Below are 23483 nucleotides of genomic sequence, written 5' to 3' on the forward strand. Positions count from 1 at the left end.
ACACCGCGGATCCTGTTGCCAGGTACTTCCTATACCTGGATAACCACACTCTGGTACCAGGCTACGGCCGGGCGGATCGTATGACCCGTGACCCAACAACTCGCCGTCGCTCCCGCTCCCGTCCGCACCGCCACCACCCCCGGCACCGCGGCAACCGCTCCCCGCACCCCGTCCCTCGGCACCGCTGGTCTGATCACCGTCCTGCTCGGCGCCTTCCTGCCGATGCTGGACTTCTTCATCGTCAACGTGGCCCTGCCCACCATCGACCACGACCTCGCGGCCGGGCCCGCCGTCCTGGAGCTCGTCGCCGCCGGCTACGGCATCGCCTTCGCCGTCCTGCTGGTGCTCGGCGGGCGGCTCGGCGACATCTTCGGCCGCCGCCGGCTGTTCGTCGCGGGCGCCGCCGCCTTCGCCCTCACCTCACTCGCCTGCGGCCTCGCCCCCGGCGCGTGGTCCCTGGTCGCCGCCCGCGCCGCCCAGGGCGCCTCGGCCGCGCTGCTGATCCCGCAGGTGCTCGGCACCATCACCGCCGCGACCGACGGCGCCCGGCGCGGGCGCGCGCTCAGCGTCTACGGCGCCGTCGGCGGCATCTCGGTCGTCATCGGGCAGGTGCTCGGCGGCATGCTGATCGCGGCGGACGTCTTCGGCACCGGCTGGCGCTCCGTCTTCCTGCTGAACGTCCCGTTCGCACTGCTCGCGATGGTCCTCGCCGTCCGCTACGTCCCGGAGAGCCGCGCCACGCAGGCCGCCCGGGTCGACGTGCCCGGCACGGTCCTGCTCACCGCGACCCTGCTGTCCCTGCTCGTCCCGCTGATGGAGGGCCGGGCGGCCGGCTGGCCGGTGTGGTCCTGGGTGCTGCTGGGCCTGTTCCCGGTCTTCGCCGGCGCGTTCGCCCTGGTCGAGTTCCGCGCCGAGCGCCGCGGGGACACCCCGCTCGTGCCGCCGACCCTGCTGCGCATCCCCGAGATGCGCCGCGGCCTCGGCATCGCGCTGCCCTACTTCGCGGGCTTCGGCGGCTTCATGTTCGTCATCGCCGTCGCCCTGCAGCAGGGACTGGAGCTCGGCCCGGTCGCGTCCGGCTGGGCGCTCGTCCCGATGGCCGTCGGCTACTTCACCGCCTCGCTCTCCGGCCCGCGCCTGATCGGCCGGTACGGCAGCCGGGTGCTCACCGCCGGCGCCGTCGTCCAGGCCCTCGGCCTCGCCACCCTGGCCGTCACCGTCCTCGCCGACTGGGCCGACTTCTCGCCGCTGCGGATGGCGCCCGGGGTCGCGCTCGCCGGGATCGGCCAGGGCCTGATCGGCACCCCGCTCTTCCGGGTCGTCCTCTCCAAGGTGCCCGCCGCCCGGGCCGGCGTCGGCAGCGGCGTCCTCGCCACCGGCCAGCAGGCCAGCCTGGCCCTCGGCGTCGCGACCCTCGGCACGCTCTACCTGTCCCTCGCGCCCTCCCTGGGCATGGACCGGGCGCTCGCCCTGTGCCTCGGGATCCAGCTCCTGGGCTCGTTCACCATCCTGTACCTGACCACCCGGCTCCCCCGCTCCATCGGCTGAGCCCCCGGGTCACGCCGGACGGCGCGGGCCCCGCCACCGGTACACACAGGTGGCGGGGCCCGCGCCGTCCGCACGTCCGGGAGCGGCCGAGGGCCCGGATCGCGGGGATCCGGGCCCTCGGGGAGTCAGGCGCGGGCTCAGGCGGTGGCGGCCGGCTCGGCGTCCAGTTCGGCGAAGAACTCGTCGGCGATCGCGCGCGTGCGCGGCAGGTCGCCCAGCGGCTCGCCCACCACGCGGCCCGCCAGGTCGACGGCGACGGCGATGACGTCCTCCTTGAGCGCGGCCTCCGCGAGCACGCGGTCGGCCTCCAGCTGCACCTTGGCCGCCGCGAGGAGGCTGTCGCGCTGCGCCTGGCCCTCGGCGCGCACGGCCGCGATCAGGGCCGCGCCCTCCTCGGCGGCGCCCTGCCGGATCTCCGCGGCCTCGTGCCGGGCCGCGCTGAGCTCGGCCTGGAGCTGGTCGTAGACGGCCCGCGCCTGCGCCTGCGCGGCCTCCGCCCGCTCGGCCCCGCCCTCGATGGCGTCCGCACGGGCGGCGAGGTTCTTCTCGGCGCGCGGCAGCACCACCGCACCGAGAACGCCGAATATCAGGAAGAAGCAGACGAGGCCGACGACGAGTTCAGCTGGGTCTGGCTGTAGTGGTCCCATGCGGCGCATGCTAGTTGGAGCTTTCAACAGCCCAAGCGGCGGCCCCTTGGTGACGTCCCGTCAGCCTTCCCCCGCGCGGCCGCTCCGGGTCCGATCGAAATGCGGTTGCGCCACCTCCGGGACTTCATGTCAGAATGACGATATGAGTGACGAGCGCGTGGGGAACCCGGCCGACACCCGCGACCGGACGGAGCTGGCGGCACTCGTCGACGCCGGCGCCCGGCCGAAGTGGCTGATGTTCTGGGGACACCGGGCCCGGCAGGACGGCACGATCGGGCAGGGCGCACTGAGCCAGTGGTGGCCGTGCCGGTTCACCGTGGACGGCGTGGAGTACGCGAGCGCCGAGCACTGGATGATGGCCGGCAAGGCCCGCATGTTCGGGGACGCCGCGATCGAGCGGCGCATCCTGGCGGCCCGCACGCCCGCCGAGGCCAAGAAGCTCGGCCGGCTGGTCGCGGACTTCGACGAGGCCACCTGGACGGCCGGGCGCTTCGAGCTCGTCGTGGCGGGCAACGTCGCGAAGTTCGGCCAGGACGAGGCCCTGCGCACCTACCTGCTCGGCACCGCGAACCGCGTGCTCGTCGAGGCCAGCCCGGTCGACCGCGTCTGGGGCATCGGCCTCGCCGCCGACGACGAGCGCGCGGAACACCCGGCCGAGTGGCGCGGGGAGAACCTCCTCGGCTTCGCCCTCATGGAGGCCCGCGCCCGCCTCACCGCCTGAGGCCGGTCACCCTCCTCGCCGCCCGTGGCCGGTCGCCCGCTCCGGAGCGCGACCGGCGCACTTTTCGCAACGACCGCCGTCTGCGCACTCCTTGACACCAGCCGGAGACAGCTGGACGTGCCCCCGTAACCACCCCGCCACATTCCGACACCAGGATGTCTCGCAGTCAGGGACCAGATGGACAGGGTGGGGCGATCATGCGCATGCGGTCGAGCGCGCAAGAAAGCGAACTGCAGGCTCACGAACTGCGCGCGGAGCTGGACGAGTTACTCCGCGCCAGCCGGTACGCCGGGCAGCGCGAGCGGCGGCTCACCGAGGCGATACAGGCCTCCCCGGACCGGCAGCGGCCGGACGGGGAGCTCGTGCGCCAGCTCGCCCAGGCGCGCACGCTACGCGAGGGGCTCGGCGCCCGGTGCATCCAACTGAGCGACCAGCTCCAGCAGTTGGAGCACGACCTGCGGCAGCACCCGGCGCAGGCGCCGCGGTTCGCCACCCCGGAGCCGCCGCCGCTGCGCCCCGACATCGGGGCACTGGCGGGACGGGTGACCACGCTCCACCGCAGCGGCGCCCGCACCGAGGTGGCCGACCTGCTGGCCCAGGCCGCCGCCCGGCTCACCCCGGACGAGACGACCCAGCTCGCCGGCCTCCTGGCCCGAAGAGGCCCGGGCGAGGCCTCCCGCCAACTCGCCCGCAGCGCCGCGCACACGGCCCCCGAGCACGCCGTCGCGGTGCTCGCCGAACTGCGCGAGGCGGGGCTCGCCGACGAGGCGGCCGAACTGTTCCACGCCTTCTGGGGCTACCCGGCCACCGCCCTGCCCGCCCTCCTCGCCGCCCTGGAGCGCGCCGGCCAACCCGCCGACGGGGCCACGCTCCTGTGGGAGTGGGGCTCCGCCCCGACGCCCGAGCTGACCGTCCTCGCCGCCGGCCTCCAGCAGGCGGGCCGCCACGACGACGTCCGAACGCTGCTGCGCCAGGCCGCCGGCCGCCCGACGGCCGACCTCGCGGCCCTCGCGACGGACCTCCCGGCGCCCCTGCCCGCCGTGCTGCTGCACGAGCTCGCCGCGCTCCGCCCGCCCGTCGAACTCGTCCGGCTGGCGGCCTCGCTGGACCACCACCGCGACCTCTACGACCTGCTCCTCGCCGCCCTGCGCGCCGACGCGGCCAGGCACCGCGCGACCCTGGCCGCGCTCCGTGCGGCCGGCCTGCCCACCGAACCCGCCGCGCCCGCCCGCTCCCGCCGGGGCCGGCGGTAGCCCGCGATGCCCGCAAGCGAGGGAGCCCCCGCCCGTCCCGCAGGACGAACGGGGGCTCCCCGGAGAGCGAGCGGCCTCAGCAGCCGATCAGGCGGGCGGCCAGGTACGACTTGACCTGGTCGAGCGAGACGCGCTCCTGCGCCATGGTGTCGCGCTCGCGCACGGTCACCGCGTTGTCCTCGAGGGTGTCGAAGTCGACGGTGACGCAGAACGGCGTGCCGATCTCGTCCTGGCGGCGGTAGCGCTTGCCGATGGCGCCGGCGTCGTCGAACTCGACGTTCCACGCGGTGCGCAGGTCGGCGGCGAGGCCGCGGGCCTTCGGGGACAGCTCGGCGTTGCGCGACAGCGGCAGGACGGCGACCTTGACCGGGGCCAGGCGCGGGTCGAGCCGCATGCCGACGCGCTTCTCCAGGACGCCCTTGGCGTTGGGCGCCTCGTCCTCGAAGTAGGCGTCGATCAGGAAGGCCAGCATGGCGCGGTTGAGGCCGGCCGCCGGCTCGATGACGTACGGGAAGTACCGCTCGCCGCTCTCCTGGTCGAAGTACTTGAGGTCCTGGCCGGAGGCCTCGCTGTGCACCCGCAGGTCGTAGTCGGTGCGGTTGGCGACGCCCTCCAGCTCGGAGAACTCGCTGCCGCCGAAGTTGAAGCGGTACTCGATGTCCACCGTGCGCTTGGCGTAGTGGGAGAGCTTCTCCTTCGGGTGCTCGAAGAAGCGCATGTTCTCGGTGCGCAGGCCGAGGCCGACGTACCAGTCCCAGCGCTGCTGGAGCCAGTACTCGTGCCACTGCTCGTCCTCGCCCGGCTTGACGAAGAACTCCATCTCCATCTGCTCGAACTCGCGGGTGCGGAAGATGAAGTTGCCGGGGGTGATCTCGTTGCGGAAGCTCTTGCCGGTCTGGGCGATACCGAACGGCGGCTTCTTGCGCGACGTGGTCTGGACGGCCTTGAAGTTGGTGAAGATGCCCTGGGCGGTCTCGGGGCGCAGGAAGGCCAGGCCGCTGGCCTCCTCGGTGACGCCGAGGTGGGTCTTCAGCATGCCCGAGAAGTCCTTGGGCTCGGTGAACTGGCCCTTGGTGCCGCAGTCGGGGCAGTTGACGTCCTTGAGGCCGTTCGGCGGCGGGAAGCCGTGCTTGGCCTCGTACTTCTCCTCCAGGTGGTCGGCCCGGTGGCGCTTGTGGCAGGAGAGGCACTCGGTCAGCGGGTCGTTGAAGGTGGCGACGTGGCCGGAGGCCTCCCACACCTCACGGGCGAGGATCACCGACGAGTCCAGTCCGACGACGTCCTCACGGGCCTGCACCATCGTGCGCCACCACTGGCGCTTGATGTTCTCCTTGAGCTCGACGCCCAGCGGCCCGTAGTCCCAGGCGGCACGCGTACCGCCGTAGATCTCGCTGCAGGGGTAGACGAAGCCACGGCGCTTGCTCAGGCTGACGATCGTGTCGATCTTGTCGGCGGCCACAGTGCTCTCTTCAGTACGTAAGGCACGGTCAGGGCACGGCTGGTTGCTCGCACCCGAATGCCCCAGATTACCGGCCCCATGGGTACGGGGTTCAAATCGGTACCGTCGGGCCGACCCCATCGATCCCCGTCGCGCCACCCGGGCCGGTCACCCGCCGTTCACCCGCCCGAGTGAGTTGACAATCGTTTCCAATGAAGATGAGAATGATTGTCATGATGATCCGACGACACGCTCGCACCTCCATAGCCCTGGCCGCCACCACGATCGCCGCCGCGCTCACGCTCACCGCGTGCGGCGGCAGCAGCAGCGCCAAGGACGCGGACGGCAAGCTGAACGTCGTCGCCTCGTTCTACCCGATGGAGTTCCTCGCCCAGCAGATCGGCAAGGGCCACGTCGCGGTCACCGACCTCACCGCCCCGGGCGTCGAACCGCACGACCTGGAGCTCACCGCCAAGCAGGTCGCGAGCGTCCAGAAGGCCGACGCGATCCTCTACCTCAAGGGCCTGCAGCCGACCGTCGACCAGGCCGTCGGCCAGTCCTCCGCGAAGGCGAAGATCGACGCCACCGCCGCCAGCCCGCTGGTCGACCACCACCTCGACGAGGACGCCGCCGCGGGCGACGGCCACAAGCACGACGGCCCGGCCGGCGACCCCCACATCTGGCTCGACCCGGCCCGCTACGCGGCGATCGCCAAGAGCGTCGGCGACTCGTTCGCCAAGGCCGACCCGGCCCACGCGGACGACTACCGGAAGAACACCGACGACCTCGTCAACCGGCTCGGCGCCCTGGACGTGGAGTTCCAGACCGGGCTGAAGGACGCCAGGACCAGGACCTTCGTCACCAGCCACGCCGCCTTCGGCTACCTCGCCGACCACTACGGCCTCACCCAGGTCGCCATCAACGGCGTCGACCCGGAGTCCGAGCCCACCCCGGCCCGCCTCGCCGAGGTGCAGAAGGCCGCCAAGGACAACGGCGTCACCACGATCTTCTTCGAGACCCTGGTCAGCCCCAAGCTCGCCGACACCGTCGCCAAGGACATCGGCCTCAAGACCGCCGTCCTGGACCCGCTGGAGGGCGTCAAGGACCCGGCCAAGGACGACTACCTGAGCGTGATGCGGCAGAACCTGGCCAACCTCCAGGCCGCGCTGGGCGCCCCGGCCGCAGCTCCCGCCGACGCCCCGACCGGCACCGCCCCGGCGACGGACGCCCCGGCCCCCGCCGCCCCGACCCCCGCGCCCACCGCCAGCTGACGGGACCCCCGATGAACCACCCGATACCCCCGGCCGTCCGCGTCCGCAGCGCCGTCGCCTCGCGCGGCGGCCGGCCGGTGCTGCGCGGGATCGACCTCACGGTCGAGCCCGGCGAGGTCGTCGCCCTGCTCGGCGCGAACGGCTCCGGCAAGTCGACCACCGTCAAGACCGTGATCGGCTCCGTCCCGCTGGAACAGGGCACGCTGGAGCTGTTCGGCGTCCCCTTCGCCAAGTTCCGCGCCTGGCACCGGATCGGGTACGTCCCGCAGCGCACCACCGCCGCGTCCGGCGTCCCGGCGACAGTGCGCGAGGTCGTCTCCACCGGACGGCTCCCGCAGCACCGCCTGCTGCCGTTCCGCCGCAGGGACCGGGACGCCGTGGACCGCGCGCTCGCCGCCGTCGGCATGCTCGACCGGGCCGGGGACGGCGTCGCCGACCTCTCCGGCGGCCAGCAGCAGCGCGTGCTCATCGCCCGCGCCCTGGTCGGCTCCCCCGACCTGCTGATCATGGACGAGCCGATGGCCGGCGTCGACGCCGCCAGCCAGCAGGTGCTCGCCGACACCCTGCGCGCCGAGGTCGCCCGCGGCGCCTCCGTGCTCCTCGTCCTGCACGAACTCGGGCCGCTGGAGCCGCTGATCGACCGCGCCGTGGTGCTCCGGGACGGCTGTGTCGCGCACGACGGCCCGCCCGTGCCCAACACCGGCCTGCACGCCCTGCCCGGCCACGACCACGTCCACCCGCACGCCGACCACACCCCGCCGAGGCTGCTCGCATGACCGAGATGCTGTCCTACGACTTCATGCAGCGCGCCCTGCTCGCCGCCGTGCTGGTCGGGATCACCGCCCCCGCCGTCGGCATCTACCTGGTGCAGCGCCGCCAGGCCCTGATGGGCGACGGCATGGGCCACGTCGCGATGACCGGCGTCGGACTCGGCTTCATCTTCCAGACCAGCCCGGTCTGGATGGCCGTCCTGGTCTGCGTGCTCGGCGCCGTCACCATGGAGCTCGTCCGCTCGCGCGGCAACCAGCGCGGCGACATCGCCCTCGCGATGCTCTTCTACGGCGGCATGGCCTGCGGCAAGCTGCTCGTCTCGCTCTCCGCCCAGGCCGGGGCCGGCTCGCTGGAGAGCTACCTGTGGGGCTCCATCCTCACCGTCGCCCCCGCGGACCTCGCCGCGATCGCCGCGCTCGGCGCGGTGGTCATCGCCGTCACCGTCGGCCTGCGCCGCCAGCTCTTCGCCATCTGCCAGGACGAGGACTTCGCCCGCGTCACCGGCCTGCCGGTGCGCACGCTCAACCTGCTGCTCGCGGTCATGGCCGCGGTCACCGTCACCGTCGCCATGCGGGTCGTCGGCCTGCTGCTGGTCAGCGCCCTGATGGTGGTCCCGGTGGTGGCCGCCCAGCAGCTCACCCGTTCCTTCGCCGCCACCCAGGCGGCCTCGATCGCGCTCGGCGTGGTCGTCTCGCTGGCCGGCGTCACCGGCTCCTACCACCTCGACGTGCCCTCCGGCCCGGCCATCGTGCTGCTCGCCATCGCGGTCTTCGCGGTGTTCAGCGCGATCGCCGCGCCGCTGGCCCGACGGCGCCACCGGGCCGGCGCCGACCCGGGGCCGCGCGAGTGCGACGTCCAACTGCCCGGACGGGCTTCTTCGAACACCTCTGACGCGGGCACGCCGGAGGGACGGGCGGGGCTGGCACAATGAGGTGCGAGACGCCCACCACCCCAGGAGGACCCACGGTGACCACCGCCGGCCCGTCGCCGCGAGCCCGATCGACCCGGCAGCGTGCCGCCGTCTCGGCGGCCCTGGACGAGATCGAGGACTTTCGCAGCGCGCAGGAGCTCCACGACATGCTCAAGCACCGCGGAGACTCCGTCGGGCTGACCACGGTCTACCGCACTCTCCAGTCCCTCGCCGACGCCGGCGAGGTCGACGTGCTGCGCACCGCCGACGGCGAGGCGGTGTACCGGCGCTGCAGCAGCGGACACCACCACCACCTGGTCTGCCGGCACTGCGGCGCGACCGTCGAGGTCGAGGGCCCGGCGGTGGAGCGGTGGGCCAACTCCGTCGCCTCGGAGCACGGGTTCAGCGACATCGCGCACACACTGGAGATCTTCGGTACCTGCGCGGAGTGCGCCAAGAAGGCCTGACGGGCCTCACACGCCTGACGGAACGACGGAAGGGCCCGTGGGAACGAATCCCACGGGCCCTTCCGCACGTTCTCAGCGCTGCGCGGGGACTCCCTGCGCGGACACCTCGTTCGGGATGGCCCCGCCGAAGCGCCGGTCGCGCATCGCGTACTGCTCGCAGGCGCGCCACAGGTCGCGGCGGTCGAAGTCCGGCCAGAGCACGTCCTGGAACACGAACTCGGCGTAAGCGGACTGCCAGAGCAGGAAGTTGGAGGTGCGCTGCTCACCGCTGGGGCGCAGGAACAGGTCCACGTCCGGCATGTCAGGGTGGTACAGGTACTTGGCGATGGTCTTCTCGCCGACCTTCTTCGGGTCGAGCTTGCCGGCCGCGACGTCGGCCGCGATGGCCTGCGCCGCGTCCGCCAGCTCGGCCCGGCCGCCGTAGTTGACGCACATGTAGAGCGTGACGGCGTCGTTGTCCTTGGTCTGCTCCTCGGCGACCTTGAGCTCCTGGACGACGCTCTTCCACAGCTTGGGCATCCGGCCGGCCCAGCGCACCCGCACGCCCATCGCGTCCATCTCGTCGCGGCGGCGGTGGATGACGTCCCGGTTGAAGTTCATCAGGAACTTCACCTCGTCGGGCGAGCGCTTCCAGTTCTCGGTGGAGAAGGCGTACAGCGAGATGTTCTTCACGCCGAGCTCGATCGCGCCCCTGAGCACGTCCAGCACGACCGCCTCGCCGACCTTGTGGCCCTCGGTGCGCGGCAGCCCGCGCTCCTTGGCCCAGCGGCCGTTGCCGTCCATCACGATGGCGACGTGGTTGGGCACCAGCTCGCCGGGGATCTTCGGGGGCCGGGCGCCGCTGGGGTGCGGGGTCGGGGGGAGGTACTCCCTCTGCTTGCCGCCGCCGAAGAGCCGTCGCGCTGCCATGTGCTCACTTCTCCACGTATCTCATCGAGCGGATTCCCCGCTCCAGGTGCCACTGCAGATAGGCCGCGACGAGGCCGCTGCCCTCCCGCCAGTACCGAGGCTCGCAGGAATCCGCCGTCTGCCAGTCGCCCGACAGCAGCGCCCCGAGCAGTACCAGTGTCTCAGGGGAGGGTACGGCACATCCGGGCACTCGGCAGTCCGCGCACAGGACGCCGCCCGCCGGGAGCGAGAAGAAACGGTTCGGCCCGTCCAGCCCGCACTTGGCGCAGTCGGTGAAGCTCGCGCCGTACCCGTTCACCGCGAGCGAGCGCAGCAGGAAGGCGTCCAGCACCAGGTGCGACTCGTGCAGCCCGGCCGCCAGCGTGCGCAGCCCCCCCACGAGCAGCAGGTACTGCTGGACGGCCGGCTCGCCCTCGTTCTCGGCGAAGCGCTCGGCGGTCTCCAGCATCGCCGTCCCGGCGGTGTACCGGCCGTAGTCCGTGACGATCGAACCGCCGTACGGCGCGATCGTCTCGACCTGGGTGCACAGCGGCAACCCGCGGCCGATCAGCTCACTCCCCCGGCTGAAGAACTGCACGTCCACGTGCGAGAACGGTTCCAGACGGGCACCGAACTTGGACTTGGTCTTGCGCACCCCGCGCGCCACCGCGCGCACCTTGCCGTGCTGGCGGGTCAGCAGGGTGATGATCCGGTCGGCCTCGCCGAGCTTCTGCGCCCGCAGCACCACGCCGTCGTCCCGGAACAAGCTCATGCGCCCGCCTCTCCCCCGGCCTTGACGGCCGGGAGGCGCCCCCATCGCCCGGCAGGGCCAGTCGCCCATTCGCACCTGTTCAATGACTCGCTCGCTCCGCTCGCTCCTGCCCACCATTGTCGCCCACCCGGACGCAGCCGTGTGCCCGCACCCAGGCCGTGGGGGAGGACCTGTGCGGTGCGGGTCACGGCGGGCCCGGAGGGGGGAGACGGGCCCGTTTGTGGGGGTTGGTGGTGGCTCGGCGGCAGTGCTCTCGGTGTTCTGCGCCGGAGGAACGGGGCAGGTCTAGTACGGTGCCCGGGTGGCCGCCTCCAGCAGCGCCGAGACCCGGGTCTGGGGCAGGTCCAGGCAGCGCCCGACCGCGGCCAGCGCCTCCCGCTCCTGCGGCAGGTAGCGCCCGTCGGCGAGCGCGATCGCCGCGCCCTGGAGCAGCAGCCGCTCGCGGCCCTGGTGGGCCAGGTGCGGGGCGAGCGGTTCGAGCACCGCGTGCAGTTCCACGGCGAGGCCGCCGACCTCCCCCAGCCGCCGGCCGGGAGGTGCCCCCAGCTCGTGGGCGTCGTGGAGTTCGCCGCCGAGCCCGGACAGGGCGGCGAGCGCGGCCAGCACCTGGGCCTCGCCGCAGTCCTCGAACCCGGCCTCGCGCACTGCCGTGCAGGCGGCCTCGCGGGCCGCGCGGTGGGCGGTGCCGCCGGCCGCGAGCAGAGCCAGCGCGATCGTGTACTGGGCGTCCCGCAGCATGCCGCCGAGCCGGACGCAGGTGGGCTGTTCGAGGCTCTCGATCCCGTACCGGCCGTCGCAGCCGGTGCACTGCACACTGCCGATCACCGGTCCGAGCGGGAGCACCGGGGTGCCCAGCAGCCGCAGCCACCGCCGGCCGTGCTGCCGGCGGTAGTTGCGGTCCCCGCCGCAGCCCGGGCAGAAGAAGTCACCGAGAACGTCGGTCCGCCACCTCGGGCGAACACCCCACAAGCTGGTCACGGCGCCACTCCCCAGACATGGCAGGCGGCCTGCACAACTATGGGCAGGTCACGCGACCGGACACCGAGGCCGTCCCACCGACCCGGCTTTCCGGTGGATCGATGTTGCCACGCCCGGAGGCGGGTGTCAGTACCCCGAACGCCTTCCGGAGCGAAAAAATGTGGCCCAGGACACAGTCGGGGCGGGCGACGGCGAGGGCCGCCCCGCAGGACGGCCCTCCGTGCGTGCCACTCGTACGAACTACCCGCGCTGCGCCCGGTTGACGGCGCTGATCATCGCCTTCAGGGACGCCAGCACGGTGTTGCCGTCGATGCCCACGCCCCAGAGCACCTTGCCGTCCACCGCGCACTCGACGTACGCGGCGGCCTGGGCGTCGCCGCCCTCGCTCAGCGCGTGCTCGGAGTAGTCCAGGACGCGCACGTCCACGTCGATGCGGCCCAGCGCGTCGGCGAACGCGGAGACCGGGCCGTTGCCGACACCGGTCAGGGTGACCGGCACGCCGTCCACCACGGCGCCGGCGATCAGCGCGTCCCGGCCGTCCTCCGTGGTCAGGGTGCGCGAACCGCTCAGCGTGATCCGGCCCCACGGGTTGTCCGTGGTCGGCAGGTACTCGTCCTCGAAGACCCGCCAGATCTCGGCCGGGGTGACCTCGCCGCCCTCGGCGTCGGTCTTGGCCTGGATGATCCGGGAGAACTCGATCTGCATGCGGCGCGGCAGGTCCAGCTTGTGGTCGTTCTTCAGGACGTACGCGACGCCGCCCTTGCCGGACTGGCTGTTGACCCGGATGACCGCCTCGTAGGTGCGGCCGACGTCCTTCGGGTCGATCGGCAGGTACGGCACGCCCCACGTGTGCTCCGCCACCGGCACGCCCGCCGCCTTGGCGTCCGCCTCCAGGGCGTCGAAGCCCTTCTTGATGGCGTCCTGGTGCGAGCCCGAGAAGGAGGTGTAGACCAGGTCGCCGGCGTACGGGTGGCGCGGGTGCACCTCCATCTGGTTGCAGTACTCGGCGGTGCGGCGCACCTCGTCGATGTCGGAGAAGTCGATCTGCGGGTCGACGCCCTGCGAGAACAGGTTCATGCCCAGGGTCACCAGGTCGACGTTGCCGGTCCGCTCGCCCTGGCCGAACAGGCAGCCCTCGATGCGGTCCGCGCCGGCCATGTAGGCCAGTTCGGCGGAGGCGACGGCGGTGCCGCGGTCGTTGTGCGGGTGCACCGACAGACAGACGAACTCGCGGCGCGACAGGTTGCGCGACATCCACTCGAACTGGTCGGCCTGGACGTTCGGGGTGGCCCGCTCGATGGTGGCCGGCAGGTTCAGGATGATCTCGCGGCCCTCGCCCGGCTGCCAGACGTCCATGACCGCCTCGCAGACCTCCAGCGCGAAGTCCAGCTCGGTGTCGACGAAGATCTCCGGCGAGTACTGGTAGCCGAAGACGGTGTCCTCGCCCAGCAGCTTCTCCGCGTACTCCATCACCAGCCGGGTGCCCTCGGTGGCGATCGCCTTGGTGGCCGCCATGTCGTTGCGGAACACCACCCGGCGGAACAGCGGCGCGGTCGCGTTGTACAGGTGGACGGTCGCGCGCGGGGCGCCGACCAGCGACTCGACGGTCTTCTCGATCAGCTCCTCGCGGGCCTGCGTCAGCACCGAGATGGTGACGTCCTCGGGGATCGCCCCCTCCTCGATCAGCGACCGTACGAAGGCGTGGTCGGTGGCCCCGGAGGACGGGAAGCCGACCTCGATCTCCTTGTAGCCCATCGAGACCAGCAGGTCGAACATCTTGCGCTTGCGGGCCGGCGACATCGGGTCGATCAGCGCCTGGTTGCCGTCCCGCAGGTCGGTGGACAGCCAGCGCGGCGCCTTGGTGATCACCTTGTCCGGCCACGTGCGGTCGGGCAGGTCGACCGTGCCGAACGGCAGGTAACGCCCGTGGCGCATGCCGGACGGCTGCTGGCGCACGCTCGCGGCGGTGATCGGGGTGGGACGCTCGACGAAGGCCCGGCCGGCGGGGATGGGCGCGGCGGAGGTCTGCTCGGTCATGGAACGGCTCTCGGCTTCCTGTGGGTGCGGGGCTGGTCGGGTCCTGTGAAAGGGGGGAAAACACCGACTGGCCGGCCTGCTGCCGCTCACGATCCGCCGTTGGACCGCCGGATGACGCGCACAGCTCGATCCCCGCGGCGAGGGAGCCGGCCCCAGTGGACTACAGGCCCTCGACGCGGCAGCTAAGAAGAAGCAGCCCGTTGCGCATGATGATCCCCAGCGTAACCGAGGCGCGTGCGCCCCCGAAGTGATCCGGGCAACCTTCCCACTCCTTGAGACGGCGGCACCGGCGCCTGCGCGCGTGCGCGCGCCGGTGACAATCGGTCATCGAGGCCTCACTCTGGGCTACATGACTGCCGCGCCGCCGTTGTGCACCATCGTTCCGCCGTACGTCCTGGGCCGCCTCGCCGAAGCCGGTCACGAGCCCGCCGCCCGCACCCTGCTCCTCGATGCCGCCCACCGCTCGACCCGCCACGCCGCTCCCCCGGGAACCCCTGCCGCCCACGCCGACTCTGCCGCCCCGGGCACCGCCGGGCTCAGCCGCGTGATCGCCGACACCGGCCACAGTCGGCGACTGCCCGGACGGACCGTCCGCACCGAGGGCCAGGCCCCGGTCGCCGACCGGTCCGTCGACCACGCCTACGACGGCCTCGGCGCCACCTTCGCGCTGTACGCCGACGCCTTCGGCCGCCGCTCCGTCGACGGCCGCGGACTGCGCCTGGACGCGACGGTGCACTACGACCGGGACTACGACAACGCGTTCTGGAACGGCGAGCGGATGGTCTTCGGCGACGGCGACGGCGAGGTGTTCGGCGACTTCACCGCCTGCATCGACGTCATCGGCCACGAACTCACCCACGGCGTCACCCAGTTCACCGCCGGCCTGGAGTACCGGGACCAGCCGGGGGCGCTCAACGAGTCGGTCTCCGACGTCTTCGGCGCACTGGTCAAGCAGCACGCGCTGCGCCAGGGCGCGGCCGACGCCGACTGGCTGATCGGCGCCGGCCTGCTCGCCCCCGGCGTGCAGGGCGTCGCACTGCGCTCGATGAAGGCGCCCGGCACCGCCTACGACGACCCGCGCCTCGGCAAGGACCCGCAGCCCGCGCACATGCGGGACTACGTGCGGACCGCCGAGGACAACGGCGGCGTGCACATCAACTCCGGCATCCCCAACCACGCGTTCTACCTGCTGGCCACCGCGCTCGGCGGCTCGGCCTGGGAGTGCGCCGGACGGATCTGGTACGACGCGCTGACCGGCCGCCGGCTGCCCGCCGACGCCGACTTCACCGCCTTCGCCCGGGCCACCGTGGCCGCCGCCAAGGCCCGCTACCCCGACCGGAGTTCGATCGCGGACACCGTGACGGCCGCGTGGGCGCAGGTGGGCGTCAGCCCTGGCTGACGGCGTCCCGAACCCCGTTCCCCGGCACCCGGCACCCGGCCCCGGAGCCGGGGAACGGGCGTTCGGGACCGGCTGAGACCAGGTTGAGCCGGGCTTAAGGTCACGGTCCGGGAAAAGCCCGGCAAAAACCCATCCTTACGTAGCACCATGGACACCATGCGTATCCAGGTGACCCGGACCGGCGGCCTCGCGGGAATCGTCCGCCGCGCGGAGCTCGACACCACCGACCGTACGGACGCCCCGCACGTCCACGCGCTCGCCCGCGAGGCCGTCGCGGGCGGGCTGCGGGCCCCGTCGTACGGGGTGCCGGACGGCTTCCACTACGAGATCACCGTCGACGGCCGGACGGTCCACTGCGCCGACCCGAAGCTCACCGACTCGCAGCGCGAGCTGGTGTCGCTGGTACTGCGCGAGGGCGCGTAGGACACTCCCTGGGCACCCGCCCCGCGCGGCACCCGGCCCTGCGGCCGGTCAGAATCCGAGCTTGCGCAGCTGCTTCGGGTCGCGCTGCCAGTCCTTGGCCACCTTGACGTGCAGGTCGAGGAAGACCGGCGTGCCGAGCAGCGCCTCGATGTGCTTGCGGGCCGTCGTGCCGACGTGCTTGAGCCGCGCGCCCTTGGCGCCGATGACGATCGCCTTCTGGCTCTGCCGCTCGATGTAGACGTTGGCGTGGATGTCCAGCAGCGGACGGTCCGCCGGACGGCCCTCGCGCGGCAGCATCTCCTCGACCACGACGGCCAGCGAGTGCGGCAGCTCGTCCCGCACGCCCTCCAGGGCGGCCTCGCGGATCAGCTCGGCGACCATGATCTGCTCGGGCTCGTCGGTGAGGTCGCCGTCCGGGTACAGCGGCATGCCCTCCGGCAGCAGCTTGGTGATCAGGTCGGCGACCAGCTCCACCTGCTTGTCGCCCACCGCCGAGACCGGGATGATCTCGGCCCACTCGATGCCCAGCTCGACGCCGAGCTGATGGACGGCGATCAGCTGCTCGGCCAGGCGCTTGGAGTCCACCAGGTCGGTCTTGGTGACGATGGCGACCTTGGGGGTCTTCTTGATCTCGGCGAGCTCCTTGGCGATGAACTTGTCGCCTGGGCCGAGCTTCTGGTCGGCGGGCAGGCAGAAGCCGATCACGTCGACCTCGGCCCAGGTGGAGCGGACCAGGTCGTTGAGGCGCTCGCCGAGCAGGGTGCGGGGCTTGTGCAGACCGGGGGTGTCCACCAGGACGAGCTGGGCGTCCGGGCGGTGGACGATGCCGCGCACGGTGTGCCGGGTGGTCTGCGGACGGTCGGAGGTGATCGCGACCTTCGTCCCCACCAGGGCGTTGGTCAGGGTCGACTTGCCCGCGTTGGGCCGGCCGACGAAGCACGCGAATCCGGATCGGTACGGGGAGGAAGGGGCACTCATGCGCTCCATTCTCCCTGATCACCGGGAGCGGGCCGACCCGGCCGCGCGGTCAGCCCTTCGAACCCCCGCCGCGCGAGGTCAGCGCGGCGACGATCAGCAGCAGGAGGAAGGCCAGTGAGCCCGCGAGCCACCAGGGCGAGCCGGTCTCCTGCCACTTGCCCATTCCCATCACGAACAGCAGCAGCCCGGCGAAGAACGCCATCGTGCCCATGTCCCCAGCCCCCCTCACCGATTCCCCTCCGGTGAGATTATCCGCTGAAAGCAGAAGCGTTACGCCGGGCTGCCGACGCGTCGGGAACGCGCGAGAACCCCCCTCAGGAGGCCTTGACCGCCACCCGGAGCGTCCCGTCCGGACCGGCCAGCAGCAGCGGGGTCCCGGCCCCGCCGAGGTCCCGCACGGCCGCCAGGTCGGCCTCGGCCGGCTGCTCCGCCTCGCTCACCACGGCCGCCGCCTCCAGCGACTTCGCCCCGCTGGCCACCGCCATCGCGACGGCCGTCTGCAGCGCGCTCAGCCGCAGCGACTCCAGCGCGACCGTCCCGGCCACGTACGTCCTCCCGGTCTCGTCACGCACCGCGGCCCCCTCGGGGACACCGTTGCGGGCGCGGGCCGAGCGGGCCAGGGTGATGATCTTCTTGTCTTCGGGGTCGAGCTCGACGATGTCACTCATGCGCCGAGCATAGGCGCCGACCGGCCCGCGGGGCCCGGAGCAGCCCCCTCAGTGACCGACCGGATGGGTCGGCCCGGGGTTCGGGTGGAGGACCTTGACGAAGGTCTTCGGACCGGACGGCAGCGGCGCCTCCCGCTCGATGCGCCTGCGCCAGAACGGGTTGTCGTGCGGCAGGTGGCTGCTCACCCGTCCGTACATCCCGAACGTGGTCAGGACGATCCCGAACACGAACGCGAACAGCACGTTCGACATCCGGAAGTTGAGGATGTTGGCGTCCGGTCGGCCGAGCACCGTCAGCCCGTAGAACCCGGACAGGACGAACAGCAGGCCGACCACCATGTTGATGTCCGACGCGTAGTTCCCGCCGATCACCGCCCCCACCACCAGGATCGCGCCCACCACGATGGACAGGATGCTCAGCGCCCCGTTGGTCGACAGCCCGGTGATCCGGTCACCGTGCGTCGCGAGGAACCCCGGGTGGTCGGCCAGGCCGAGGCACCCGAACACGATCAGGAAGATCCCCCCGAGCCCCGCCCCGACCCGCCACACGGTGACGAGCTTCGAGTCGACGGGCAGTTCGTCTTGCAGCTTCATGGCGACCTCCACCATGGGCCGGCCGGGCGGCACCCGGCCTAGCTGTAGGGATGGCTCCCCTGCATGTGCGGGACCTCGTGCATGTAGAGCGAGCCGCACTGCTGACAGCAGCGCAACCCGGTCCCCCATTCCTGCTCGGGCCGGCTCTCGGCCTCGTCCGCCATGGTCCGGCCGCACAGCGCCGTCGCGAGGTCGCCGTCCCGCACCACATGCCAGACCTTGACCCCGCCCGCCGCCCCTTGCGGGCCGTACTCCGCGCGAAGTTGATGCGTCATGCCCTCCATGGTCGCTCCGCCGCCCCGCGGCCGCGACTCGCGGCTACTCGGCCTGCTCGTCCGAGGGGTCCTCGGCCCGGCGGACGGGGATGGCGACCATCGAGCCGATGCGGTTGCGGCGACCGGCGGAGGACTCGGCGGTCAGCAGGATGCCGGTCAGGCCGGTGTCGGCGGGTTCGGGCAGCGGGATCTCGCAGGCGGAGCCGGGGATCGGGACGCGGCCGAGGTGCTTGGCGAGCAGGCCGCCGACGGTCTCGACGTCCTCGTCCTCCAGCTCGATGCCGAAGAGTTCGCCGAGGTCCTCGACCAGGAGGCGGGCGGTGATCCGGTAGGAGCCGTCGCCGAGGTCCTCCACCGGCGCGATCTCCCGGTCGTACTCGTCGGTGATCTCGCCGACGATCTCCTCCAGGACGTCCTCGATGGTGACCAGGCCGGCCGTGCCGCCGTACTCGTCGATCACGATCGCCACGTGCGAGCGGCGCTGCTGCATCTCGCGCAGCAGGTCCCCGGCCGGCTTGGAGTCCGGGACGAAGACGGCCGGGCGCATCACCGCGCCGACCTCCTCCGACTCGGCCTCCCGGTTGATGTGGGTGCGCCGGACGAGGTCCTTGAGGTAGACGATGCCGACGACGTCGTCCTCGTTGTCGCCGACCACCGGGATGCGCGAGAAGCCCGAGCGCAGCGCCAGCGTCAGCGCCTGCCGGACCGTCTTGTGACGCTCGATCATCACCAGGTCGGTGCGCGGCACCATGACCTCGCGGACGATGGTGTCGCCCAGTTCGAAGACCGAGTGCACCATGCGGCGCTCCTCGTCCTCGATCAGGTCGTCCTTCTCGGCGAGGTCGACGAGGGCGCGCAGCTCCGCCTCGGAGGCGAAGGGCCCCTCGCGGTAGCCCTTGCCCGGAGTCAGCGCGTTGCCGAGCAGGATCAGCAACCGCGGGATCGGGCCGAGCACGGCGGCCAGCGGCAGCAGCACGAAGGAGGCCGCGGTCGCCGTGGTCAGCGGGTGCTGGCGCCCGATCGTGCGCGGCGAGACGCCCACCGCGACGAACGACACCAGCACCATCACGCCGAACGCGAGCAGCACGGCCTGCCAGATCGGGGCCACGTTGCGCACGCACACCACGGTGACCAGGACGGCCGCCGCCATCTCGCTGGCCACCCGGATCAGGGTGGCCAGGTTGAGGTAGCGGATCGGGTCGGAGGCGACGGTCAGCAGCCGCTCCGAGCCGCGCCGCCCGGAGCGGACGGCCTCCTCGGCCCGGAACCGGGAGACCCGGGAAATGCCCGCCTCGGCACACGCGGCCAGCCAGCCGAGCACGACGAGCAGGACGGCACCGAGGATGAAGCTCGTACTCTCACCACTCACAGGGGTTCGGGCTCCGCGCTCAGTGGGTGGTGGGGGCCGGCGAGAGGCCGCCGAGCCCGCGACCGGCCCGCCAGTCGTCGAGGATCCGCTTCTGGAGGGCGAACATCTCTTCCTCCTCCTCGGGCTCCTCGTGGTCGTAGCCGAGCACGTGCAGCACGCCGTGGACGGTGAGCAGCTGGAGCTCCTCGTCCATCGAGTGCTTGGACGGGGCCGCCTTGCCCTGCTGCTCGGCGACCTCGGGGCAGAGCACGATGTCGCCGAGCAGGCCCTGCGGCAGCTCCTCGCCCTCCTTGCCGGGGCGCAGCTCGTCCATGGGGAAGGACATCACGTCGGTGGGCCCGGGGAGGTCCATCCACTGGATGTGCAGCTCCTCCATCGCCGCGCCGTCCACCAGGATCACGGACAGTTCGGACTGCGGGTGGATCCGCATCTTCTCCAGGGCGAAGCGGGCGACGTCGAGGATGGCTTCCTCGTCGGCGTCCCAACCGGACTCGTTGGCGATGTCGATCGACATGACGGGCTGTTCGCTCAGCTTTCGGTGCGATGGGACTGTCGGGGTGCGCGGGGCGCCGTGGCCTTGCTCGCCGGGCGCCGCTGGGCGGGCTTGCGGGCGGCCGGGGCGTTGTCCTCGGCCTCCTGCCGGGCGTCCCAGCGTTCGTACGCGTCCACGATCCGGCCGACCAGCTTGTGGCGGACCACGTCGGTGCTGGTGAGGACGGAGAAGTGGATGTCGGGCACGTCGGCCAGGATCTCCTGGACGACCTTGAGACCGCTGCGGGTGCCGCCCGGGAGGTCGATCTGGCTGGTGTCGCCGGTGACCACCACCCGGGAGTTGAAACCGAGGCGGGTGAGGAACATCTTCATCTGCTCGGGCGAGGTGTTCTGGGCCTCGTCGAGGATGATGAAGGCGTCGTTGAGGGTCCGGCCGCGCATGTAGGCGAGCGGGGCGACCTCGATGGTGCCGGCCGCCATCAGGCGCGGGATGGAGTCCGGGTCCATCATGTCGTGCAGCGCGTCGTACAGCGGGCGCAGGTACGGGTCGATCTTCTCGTAGAGGGTCCCGGGCAGGAAGCCCAGCCGCTCCCCCGCCTCGACGGCCGGGCGGGTCAGGATGATCCGGTTGACCTCCTTGGCCTGCAGGGCCTGGACGGCCTTGGCCATCGCGAGGTAGGTCTTGCCGGTGCCGGCCGGGCCGAGGCCGAAGACGATCGTGTGCCGGTCGATCGCGTCGACGTAGCGCTGCTGGTTGAGGGTCTTGGGGCGGATCGTGCGGCCGCGGTTGGACAGGATGTTCGCGGTGAACACCTGGGACGGCGCCGGGCTGTCCGGGTCCTCCTCCTGGCTGCGGAGCATGGCGATGGAACGCTCCACGGAGTCCTCCGTGAGGGGCTGGCCGGTGCGCAGCACCAGCATCATCTCGTTGAAGAGCTTCTGCACGAGGTCGACCTCGGCGGGCGCCCCGGTGGCGGTCACCTCGTTGCCGCGGACGTGGATGTCGGCGGCGGGGAAGCCCTGCTCGATCACGCGCAGCAGCGAGTCCGCCGTGCCGAGCAGGGTGACCATCGGGTGCTTCTCGGGGATGACGATCCGGGCGCTGACGCGGCCGTCGTCGGCCGGTTCGGGGCGCGACTGACCATTGGTACGGGTCTGCGATGTGTCACTCATAGGTCGGCGCTGGGGCCTGCCTCATCCCATCCGTGGTGTCGTGTGCCGCTCGGTGTCTCCGGGGCACCAGGGTACGCCGCGAGCGTGATCGCCGCGGCGGGCGGCGGGGCCGCACCCGACGATGCTGCGGCAGATCGGGGGACGGCGCGAGCCCTTTTCGGCGCGCCCGGCGTCACCACGGGTTCCGCGAGCGCTCAGGGCAGCCGCCGCGGCGGGACCGGCACCCGGGCGAGGTCGCCGGCGAGCACCAGTTCGCCGTCGAAGTGCTTGCGGGCGTCGGCCAGGTGCTGGCCGAGGTCGGGGTAGCGCTGGGAGAAGTGGGTCAGCACGAGGGTGCGCACGCCTGCCTCGGCGGCGGCCTTGGCGGCCTGCCCGGCGGTGAGGTGGCCGTGGTCCTCGGCGAGGTGGGCGTCGGCGTCGGTGAAGGTGGACTCGACGACCAGCAGGTCGGCGCCCTCGGCCAGCTCGTGGACGCCGTCGCAGAGCCGGGTGTCCATCACGAAGGCGAACTTCTGGCCGGGCCTGGGCTCGCTGACCTCGTCCAGGGTGACCGTCCGGCCGGCCGCCTCGATCGCGCCCTCGTGCTGCAGCCGGCCGACCGCCGGGCCCCGGACACCGAGGGCGGCGAGCCGTTCGGGCACCAGGCGCCGGCCGTCCGGCTCGGACAGCCGGTAGCCGAAGGACTCCACCGGGTGCGACAGGCGCACGGCGTCCAGCGCGAAGCGCGCGCCTGGCGCGGGCAGCGGGCCCGGCTCGTCGATGGGGCGCGGGCGCAGGACGGCCGTCTCGTGGTAGGCGGTGGCGTGCCGCAGCCGCTCGAAGTAGACCTCGCCGGAGGCGGGGAAGTAGACGTCGACCGGGTGCGGGACGCGGTCCAGGTTGATCCGCTGGATCACCCCGGCGAGGCCCAGGCAGTGGTCGCCGTGGAAGTGGGTCACGGCGATCCGGGTGATCTGGGTGGCCGACACCCCGGCGTGCAGCATCTGCCGCTGGGTGCCCTCGCCGGGGTCGAACAGCAGTCCCTCGCCGTCCCAGCGCAGGAGGTAGCCGTTGTGGTTGCGGTGCCGGGTGGGCACCTGGCTGGCGGTGCCGAGGACGACGAGTTCGCGCTGCGACACGTAGGTCAGACCATGCTCTCGGTCATCGGCTTGCCGCCGAGCACGTGCACGTGCGCGTGGAAGACGGTCTGCCCCGCGCCGGCGCCGGTGTTGAAGATCAGCCGGTAGTCCTCGACGCCCTCGTCCCTGGCCACCAGGCCCGCCTCGGCGAGGAGTTCGCCGGCGATCTCCGGCTCGGCGGCGGCCAGCGCGGCGGCGTTCGGGTAGTGGACGTGCGGGATGACGAGGACGTGCACCGGCGCCTTCGGGGCGATGTCGCGGAAGGCGAGGACGCGCTCGGTCTTGCGGACCACCGTGGCCGGGATGTCGCCCGCCACGATCTTGCAGAACAGGCAGTCGGGCTGCGGCTCGCCGGACATCGGATTCTCCTCGGGATCGCGTTCGGGGTCGTGCTTCGTCTGCTCTGGGGCCGTACGGCCGCAGCCTAGCCGAGCCGCCCGGTGGCCTGCTCGTACTCCCGCAGGTGCTTCCAGCGCACGATCCGCACGCCGACGATGTCGCCCTCGCCCTCGAACTCCTCGCTGAGCCAGCTGACCAACAGGACGACGAAGCCGAGCAGCCAACGCCGGGTGAGCCGCCAGGTGTTGGGGTGCATGACGCGCTTGCGGCGGATCACCCGCAGCGCCATGACGCCCTTGCCGACGCTGAAGCCGGTGAGGCGGGCGAGCAGCACCTGGTTGACGAACGACAGGACGAGGCCGGTGGCCAGCAGGCCCACGATCCACGGCACGCCGGCGACCGCGCCGTGCTTGCCGGCGTGGCCGGCCTTGTTCGCGACGGCGAAGGCCGGGCCGATGGCGACCAGGAAGTCGATCAGGATGGCCGGAAAGCGCCGGTAGTTGCTGGTCTCCGGCGGCGTGGGCACCGCGGTGGCGGCGTCGAACCCCTGCCCGTGGGCCGCGTACGGCTGCGCGGGCTGCGGCTGTTGGGCCAGCTCCGGCTGGTACGGCTGCCCGTGCGCCGGGTACGGGTTCTGCCCGTACTGCTGCGGTGGCTGCTGCTGGTACTGCTGCGGCTGTTGGGCCGGCTCCGGCTGGTACGGCTGCCCGTGCGCCGGGTACGGGTTCTGCCCGTACTGCTGCGGTGGCTGCTGCTGGTACTGCTGCGGCGGCGGTTGCTGCTGCCCGTACGGATTCGGCGGGTACCCCTGCGCCGGGTACGCCTGCTGCGGCGACTGCGGCTGTGCGTAAGGGTTCTGGCCGTACTGCTGCGGTGGCGGATAGCCCTGTGCCATGTGCTCCCCCGTAGAGCTGTCGAGCAAGATCAGCCCCGCATCCTACTCACCGCCCGGAG

At 72.2% G+C, this 23483-nt stretch carries 26 protein-coding genes; 9 read left to right on the forward strand and 17 right to left on the reverse strand.

Going from position 1 to position 23483, the window contains the following annotated elements; genetic code table 11:
• Positions 1-189 precede the first annotated feature (189 nt).
• On the forward strand, positions 190-1548 hold the full coding sequence (locus tag AB0C76_RS25575) for an MFS transporter (RefSeq protein WP_359969875.1): 1359 nt from the start codon (positions 190-192) through the stop codon (positions 1546-1548).
• A gap of 137 nt (positions 1549-1685) precedes the next feature.
• Here AB0C76_RS25575 and AB0C76_RS25580 read toward each other — a convergent pair whose 3' ends face one another.
• Complete coding sequence (locus AB0C76_RS25580; protein WP_359969782.1) at positions 1686-2195, reverse strand: hypothetical protein; 510 nt, start codon at positions 2193-2195, stop codon at positions 1686-1688.
• Between the two features lie 235 nt (positions 2196-2430).
• Here AB0C76_RS25580 and AB0C76_RS25585 point away from each other — a divergent pair, with 235 nt between their 5' ends.
• Together AB0C76_RS25585 and AB0C76_RS25590 are read left to right on the forward strand one after the other, a co-directional pair.
• Positions 2431-2916 (forward strand): NADAR family protein, encoded by a 486-nt coding sequence (locus AB0C76_RS25585; RefSeq protein ID WP_359969878.1) that lies wholly within the window; start codon positions 2431-2433, stop codon positions 2914-2916.
• A gap of 197 nt (positions 2917-3113) precedes the next feature.
• Positions 3114-4169 carry a hypothetical protein gene (locus AB0C76_RS25590; protein ID WP_359969785.1) on the forward strand — a complete coding sequence of 352 codons (1056 nt, stop codon included), beginning with the start codon at positions 3114-3116 and terminating at the stop codon, positions 4167-4169.
• A 76-nt stretch (positions 4170-4245) separates the two neighbouring features.
• Here the strand turns inward: AB0C76_RS25590 and AB0C76_RS25595 are convergent, their stop codons facing one another.
• Positions 4246-5628 carry a glycine--tRNA ligase gene (locus AB0C76_RS25595; protein WP_359969788.1) on the reverse strand — a complete coding sequence of 461 codons (1383 nt, stop codon included), beginning with the start codon at positions 5626-5628 and terminating at the stop codon, positions 4246-4248.
• Positions 5629-5840: 212 nt separating this feature from the next.
• On the opposite strand from AB0C76_RS25595, the gene AB0C76_RS25600 reads away from it, so the two are divergent.
• From AB0C76_RS25600 to AB0C76_RS25615, 4 genes are read left to right on the forward strand one after another with little or no spacing between them, the layout of a single operon-like run.
• Positions 5841-6878 (forward strand): metal ABC transporter substrate-binding protein, encoded by a 1038-nt coding sequence (locus AB0C76_RS25600; protein ID WP_359969791.1) that lies wholly within the window; start codon positions 5841-5843, stop codon positions 6876-6878.
• A gap of 11 nt (positions 6879-6889) precedes the next feature.
• Complete coding sequence (locus tag AB0C76_RS25605) at positions 6890-7654, forward strand: metal ABC transporter ATP-binding protein (RefSeq protein ID WP_359969794.1); 765 nt, start codon at positions 6890-6892, stop codon at positions 7652-7654.
• Entirely contained in the window at positions 7651-8580 is a 930-nt protein-coding gene (locus AB0C76_RS25610; RefSeq protein ID WP_359969796.1) for a metal ABC transporter permease, read from the forward strand. Before AB0C76_RS25605 ends, AB0C76_RS25610 begins: the two co-directional genes overlap by 4 nt.
• A gap of 35 nt (positions 8581-8615) precedes the next feature.
• The gene (locus tag AB0C76_RS25615; protein ID WP_329931091.1) at positions 8616-9026 is read left to right on the forward strand and encodes a Fur family transcriptional regulator; all 411 of its coding nucleotides are present in this window, start codon (positions 8616-8618) and stop codon (positions 9024-9026) included.
• Positions 9027-9098: 72 nt separating this feature from the next.
• On the opposite strand, the gene AB0C76_RS25620 is transcribed toward AB0C76_RS25615, so the two are convergent.
• The 4 genes from AB0C76_RS25620 to leuA all read right to left on the reverse strand — a co-directional run bounded on the left by AB0C76_RS25620 (position 9099) and on the right by leuA (position 13701).
• Positions 9099-9935 carry an isoprenyl transferase gene (locus AB0C76_RS25620; RefSeq protein ID WP_359969799.1) on the reverse strand — a complete coding sequence of 279 codons (837 nt, stop codon included), beginning with the start codon at positions 9933-9935 and terminating at the stop codon, positions 9099-9101.
• 4 nt (positions 9936-9939) lie between these two features.
• The gene (gene recO / locus AB0C76_RS25625; protein ID WP_359969802.1) at positions 9940-10686 is read right to left on the reverse strand and encodes a DNA repair protein RecO; all 747 of its coding nucleotides are present in this window, start codon (positions 10684-10686) and stop codon (positions 9940-9942) included.
• Positions 10687-10971: 285 nt separating this feature from the next.
• A complete protein-coding gene (locus AB0C76_RS25630) occupies positions 10972-11664 on the reverse strand; it encodes a TerB family tellurite resistance protein (protein ID WP_359969805.1) in 693 nt (230 codons plus the stop codon).
• Positions 11665-11904: 240 nt separating this feature from the next.
• Entirely contained in the window at positions 11905-13701 is a 1797-nt protein-coding gene (gene leuA, locus AB0C76_RS25635; RefSeq protein WP_359969807.1) for a 2-isopropylmalate synthase, read from the reverse strand.
• A gap of 349 nt (positions 13702-14050) precedes the next feature.
• Between leuA and AB0C76_RS25640 the strand changes: the two genes are divergently transcribed.
• Together AB0C76_RS25640 and AB0C76_RS25645 are read left to right on the forward strand one after the other, a co-directional pair.
• Positions 14051-15100 (forward strand): M4 family metallopeptidase, encoded by a 1050-nt coding sequence (locus AB0C76_RS25640; protein WP_359969810.1) that lies wholly within the window; start codon positions 14051-14053, stop codon positions 15098-15100.
• Positions 15101-15256: 156 nt separating this feature from the next.
• A complete protein-coding gene (locus AB0C76_RS25645; RefSeq protein ID WP_329931097.1) occupies positions 15257-15523 on the forward strand; it encodes a protealysin inhibitor emfourin in 267 nt (88 codons plus the stop codon).
• A gap of 48 nt (positions 15524-15571) precedes the next feature.
• On the opposite strand, the gene era is transcribed toward AB0C76_RS25645, so the two are convergent.
• The 11 genes from era to AB0C76_RS25700 form a co-directional block, all read right to left on the reverse strand.
• Complete coding sequence (gene era / locus AB0C76_RS25650) at positions 15572-16501, reverse strand: GTPase Era (protein WP_359969813.1); 930 nt, start codon at positions 16499-16501, stop codon at positions 15572-15574.
• A 49-nt stretch (positions 16502-16550) separates the two neighbouring features.
• Positions 16551-16712, reverse strand: coding sequence for a hypothetical protein (locus AB0C76_RS25655; protein WP_359969816.1), 162 nt, complete (start codon positions 16710-16712; stop codon positions 16551-16553).
• A 103-nt stretch (positions 16713-16815) separates the two neighbouring features.
• Complete coding sequence (locus AB0C76_RS25660; protein ID WP_359969818.1) at positions 16816-17169, reverse strand: cytidine deaminase; 354 nt, start codon at positions 17167-17169, stop codon at positions 16816-16818.
• A 48-nt stretch (positions 17170-17217) separates the two neighbouring features.
• The gene (locus AB0C76_RS25665; protein ID WP_359969821.1) at positions 17218-17763 is read right to left on the reverse strand and encodes a DUF4383 domain-containing protein; all 546 of its coding nucleotides are present in this window, start codon (positions 17761-17763) and stop codon (positions 17218-17220) included.
• Between the two features lie 38 nt (positions 17764-17801).
• A complete protein-coding gene (locus tag AB0C76_RS25670) occupies positions 17802-18038 on the reverse strand; it encodes a hypothetical protein (protein ID WP_359969823.1) in 237 nt (78 codons plus the stop codon).
• Between the two features lie 43 nt (positions 18039-18081).
• The gene (locus AB0C76_RS25675) at positions 18082-19407 is read right to left on the reverse strand and encodes a hemolysin family protein (protein WP_359969825.1); all 1326 of its coding nucleotides are present in this window, start codon (positions 19405-19407) and stop codon (positions 18082-18084) included.
• Positions 19408-19426: 19 nt separating this feature from the next.
• Positions 19427-19921, reverse strand: a complete 495-nt coding sequence (gene ybeY, locus AB0C76_RS25680) for an rRNA maturation RNase YbeY (protein WP_359969828.1) — start codon at positions 19919-19921, stop codon at positions 19427-19429.
• A gap of 14 nt (positions 19922-19935) precedes the next feature.
• Complete coding sequence (locus tag AB0C76_RS25685; protein ID WP_359969881.1) at positions 19936-20970, reverse strand: PhoH family protein; 1035 nt, start codon at positions 20968-20970, stop codon at positions 19936-19938.
• A gap of 296 nt (positions 20971-21266) precedes the next feature.
• Entirely contained in the window at positions 21267-22190 is a 924-nt protein-coding gene (locus AB0C76_RS25690) for a ribonuclease Z (RefSeq protein WP_359969830.1), read from the reverse strand.
• 5 nt (positions 22191-22195) lie between these two features.
• Positions 22196-22549 carry a histidine triad nucleotide-binding protein gene (locus AB0C76_RS25695; protein WP_359969833.1) on the reverse strand — a complete coding sequence of 118 codons (354 nt, stop codon included), beginning with the start codon at positions 22547-22549 and terminating at the stop codon, positions 22196-22198.
• A gap of 65 nt (positions 22550-22614) precedes the next feature.
• Entirely contained in the window at positions 22615-23424 is an 810-nt protein-coding gene (locus AB0C76_RS25700; protein WP_359969836.1) for an RDD family protein, read from the reverse strand.
• Positions 23425-23483 lie beyond the last annotated feature (59 nt).

Origin of the sequence: Kitasatospora sp. NPDC048722, from assembly GCF_040650235.1 — a bacterium.
Classification (GTDB): domain Bacteria; phylum Actinomycetota; class Actinomycetes; order Streptomycetales; family Streptomycetaceae; genus Kitasatospora.

Bases quoted from the DNA above. Each gene is read 5' to 3' on its own strand.
- AB0C76_RS25620 (WP_359969799.1), bottom strand. From the start codon at position 9,935: ATGGCAGCGCGACGGCTCTTCGGCGGCGGCAAGCAGAGGGAGTACCTC.
- AB0C76_RS25645 (WP_329931097.1), top strand. From the start codon at position 15,257: ATGCGTATCCAGGTGACCCGGACCGGCGGCCTCGCGGGAATCGTCCGC.
- AB0C76_RS25610 (WP_359969796.1), top strand. From the start codon at position 7,651: ATGACCGAGATGCTGTCCTACGACTTCATGCAGCGCGCCCTGCTCGCC.
- AB0C76_RS25605 (WP_359969794.1), top strand. From the start codon at position 6,890: ATGAACCACCCGATACCCCCGGCCGTCCGCGTCCGCAGCGCCGTCGCC.
- AB0C76_RS25590 (WP_359969785.1), top strand. From the start codon at position 3,114: ATGCGCATGCGGTCGAGCGCGCAAGAAAGCGAACTGCAGGCTCACGAA.
- AB0C76_RS25685 (WP_359969881.1), bottom strand. From the start codon at position 20,970: ATGGTCACCCTGCTCGGCACGGCGGACTCGCTGCTGCGCGTGATCGAG.
- ybeY (WP_359969828.1), bottom strand. From the start codon at position 19,921: ATGTCGATCGACATCGCCAACGAGTCCGGTTGGGACGCCGACGAGGAA.
- recO (WP_359969802.1), bottom strand. From the start codon at position 10,686: ATGAGCTTGTTCCGGGACGACGGCGTGGTGCTGCGGGCGCAGAAGCTC.
- AB0C76_RS25585 (WP_359969878.1), top strand. From the start codon at position 2,431: ATGTTCTGGGGACACCGGGCCCGGCAGGACGGCACGATCGGGCAGGGC.
- AB0C76_RS25655 (WP_359969816.1), bottom strand. From the start codon at position 16,712: ATGGGCACGATGGCGTTCTTCGCCGGGCTGCTGCTGTTCGTGATGGGA.
- AB0C76_RS25670 (WP_359969823.1), bottom strand. From the start codon at position 18,038: ATGACGCATCAACTTCGCGCGGAGTACGGCCCGCAAGGGGCGGCGGGC.
- AB0C76_RS25665 (WP_359969821.1), bottom strand. From the start codon at position 17,763: ATGAAGCTGCAAGACGAACTGCCCGTCGACTCGAAGCTCGTCACCGTG.
- leuA (WP_359969807.1), bottom strand. From the start codon at position 13,701: ATGACCGAGCAGACCTCCGCCGCGCCCATCCCCGCCGGCCGGGCCTTC.
- AB0C76_RS25695 (WP_359969833.1), bottom strand. From the start codon at position 22,549: ATGTCCGGCGAGCCGCAGCCCGACTGCCTGTTCTGCAAGATCGTGGCG.
- AB0C76_RS25600 (WP_359969791.1), top strand. From the start codon at position 5,841: ATGATGATCCGACGACACGCTCGCACCTCCATAGCCCTGGCCGCCACC.
- AB0C76_RS25700 (WP_359969836.1), bottom strand. From the start codon at position 23,424: ATGGCACAGGGCTATCCGCCACCGCAGCAGTACGGCCAGAACCCTTAC.
- AB0C76_RS25660 (WP_359969818.1), bottom strand. From the start codon at position 17,169: ATGAGTGACATCGTCGAGCTCGACCCCGAAGACAAGAAGATCATCACC.
- AB0C76_RS25580 (WP_359969782.1), bottom strand. From the start codon at position 2,195: ATGGGACCACTACAGCCAGACCCAGCTGAACTCGTCGTCGGCCTCGTC.
- AB0C76_RS25640 (WP_359969810.1), top strand. From the start codon at position 14,051: ATGACTGCCGCGCCGCCGTTGTGCACCATCGTTCCGCCGTACGTCCTG.
- era (WP_359969813.1), bottom strand. From the start codon at position 16,501: ATGAGTGCCCCTTCCTCCCCGTACCGATCCGGATTCGCGTGCTTCGTC.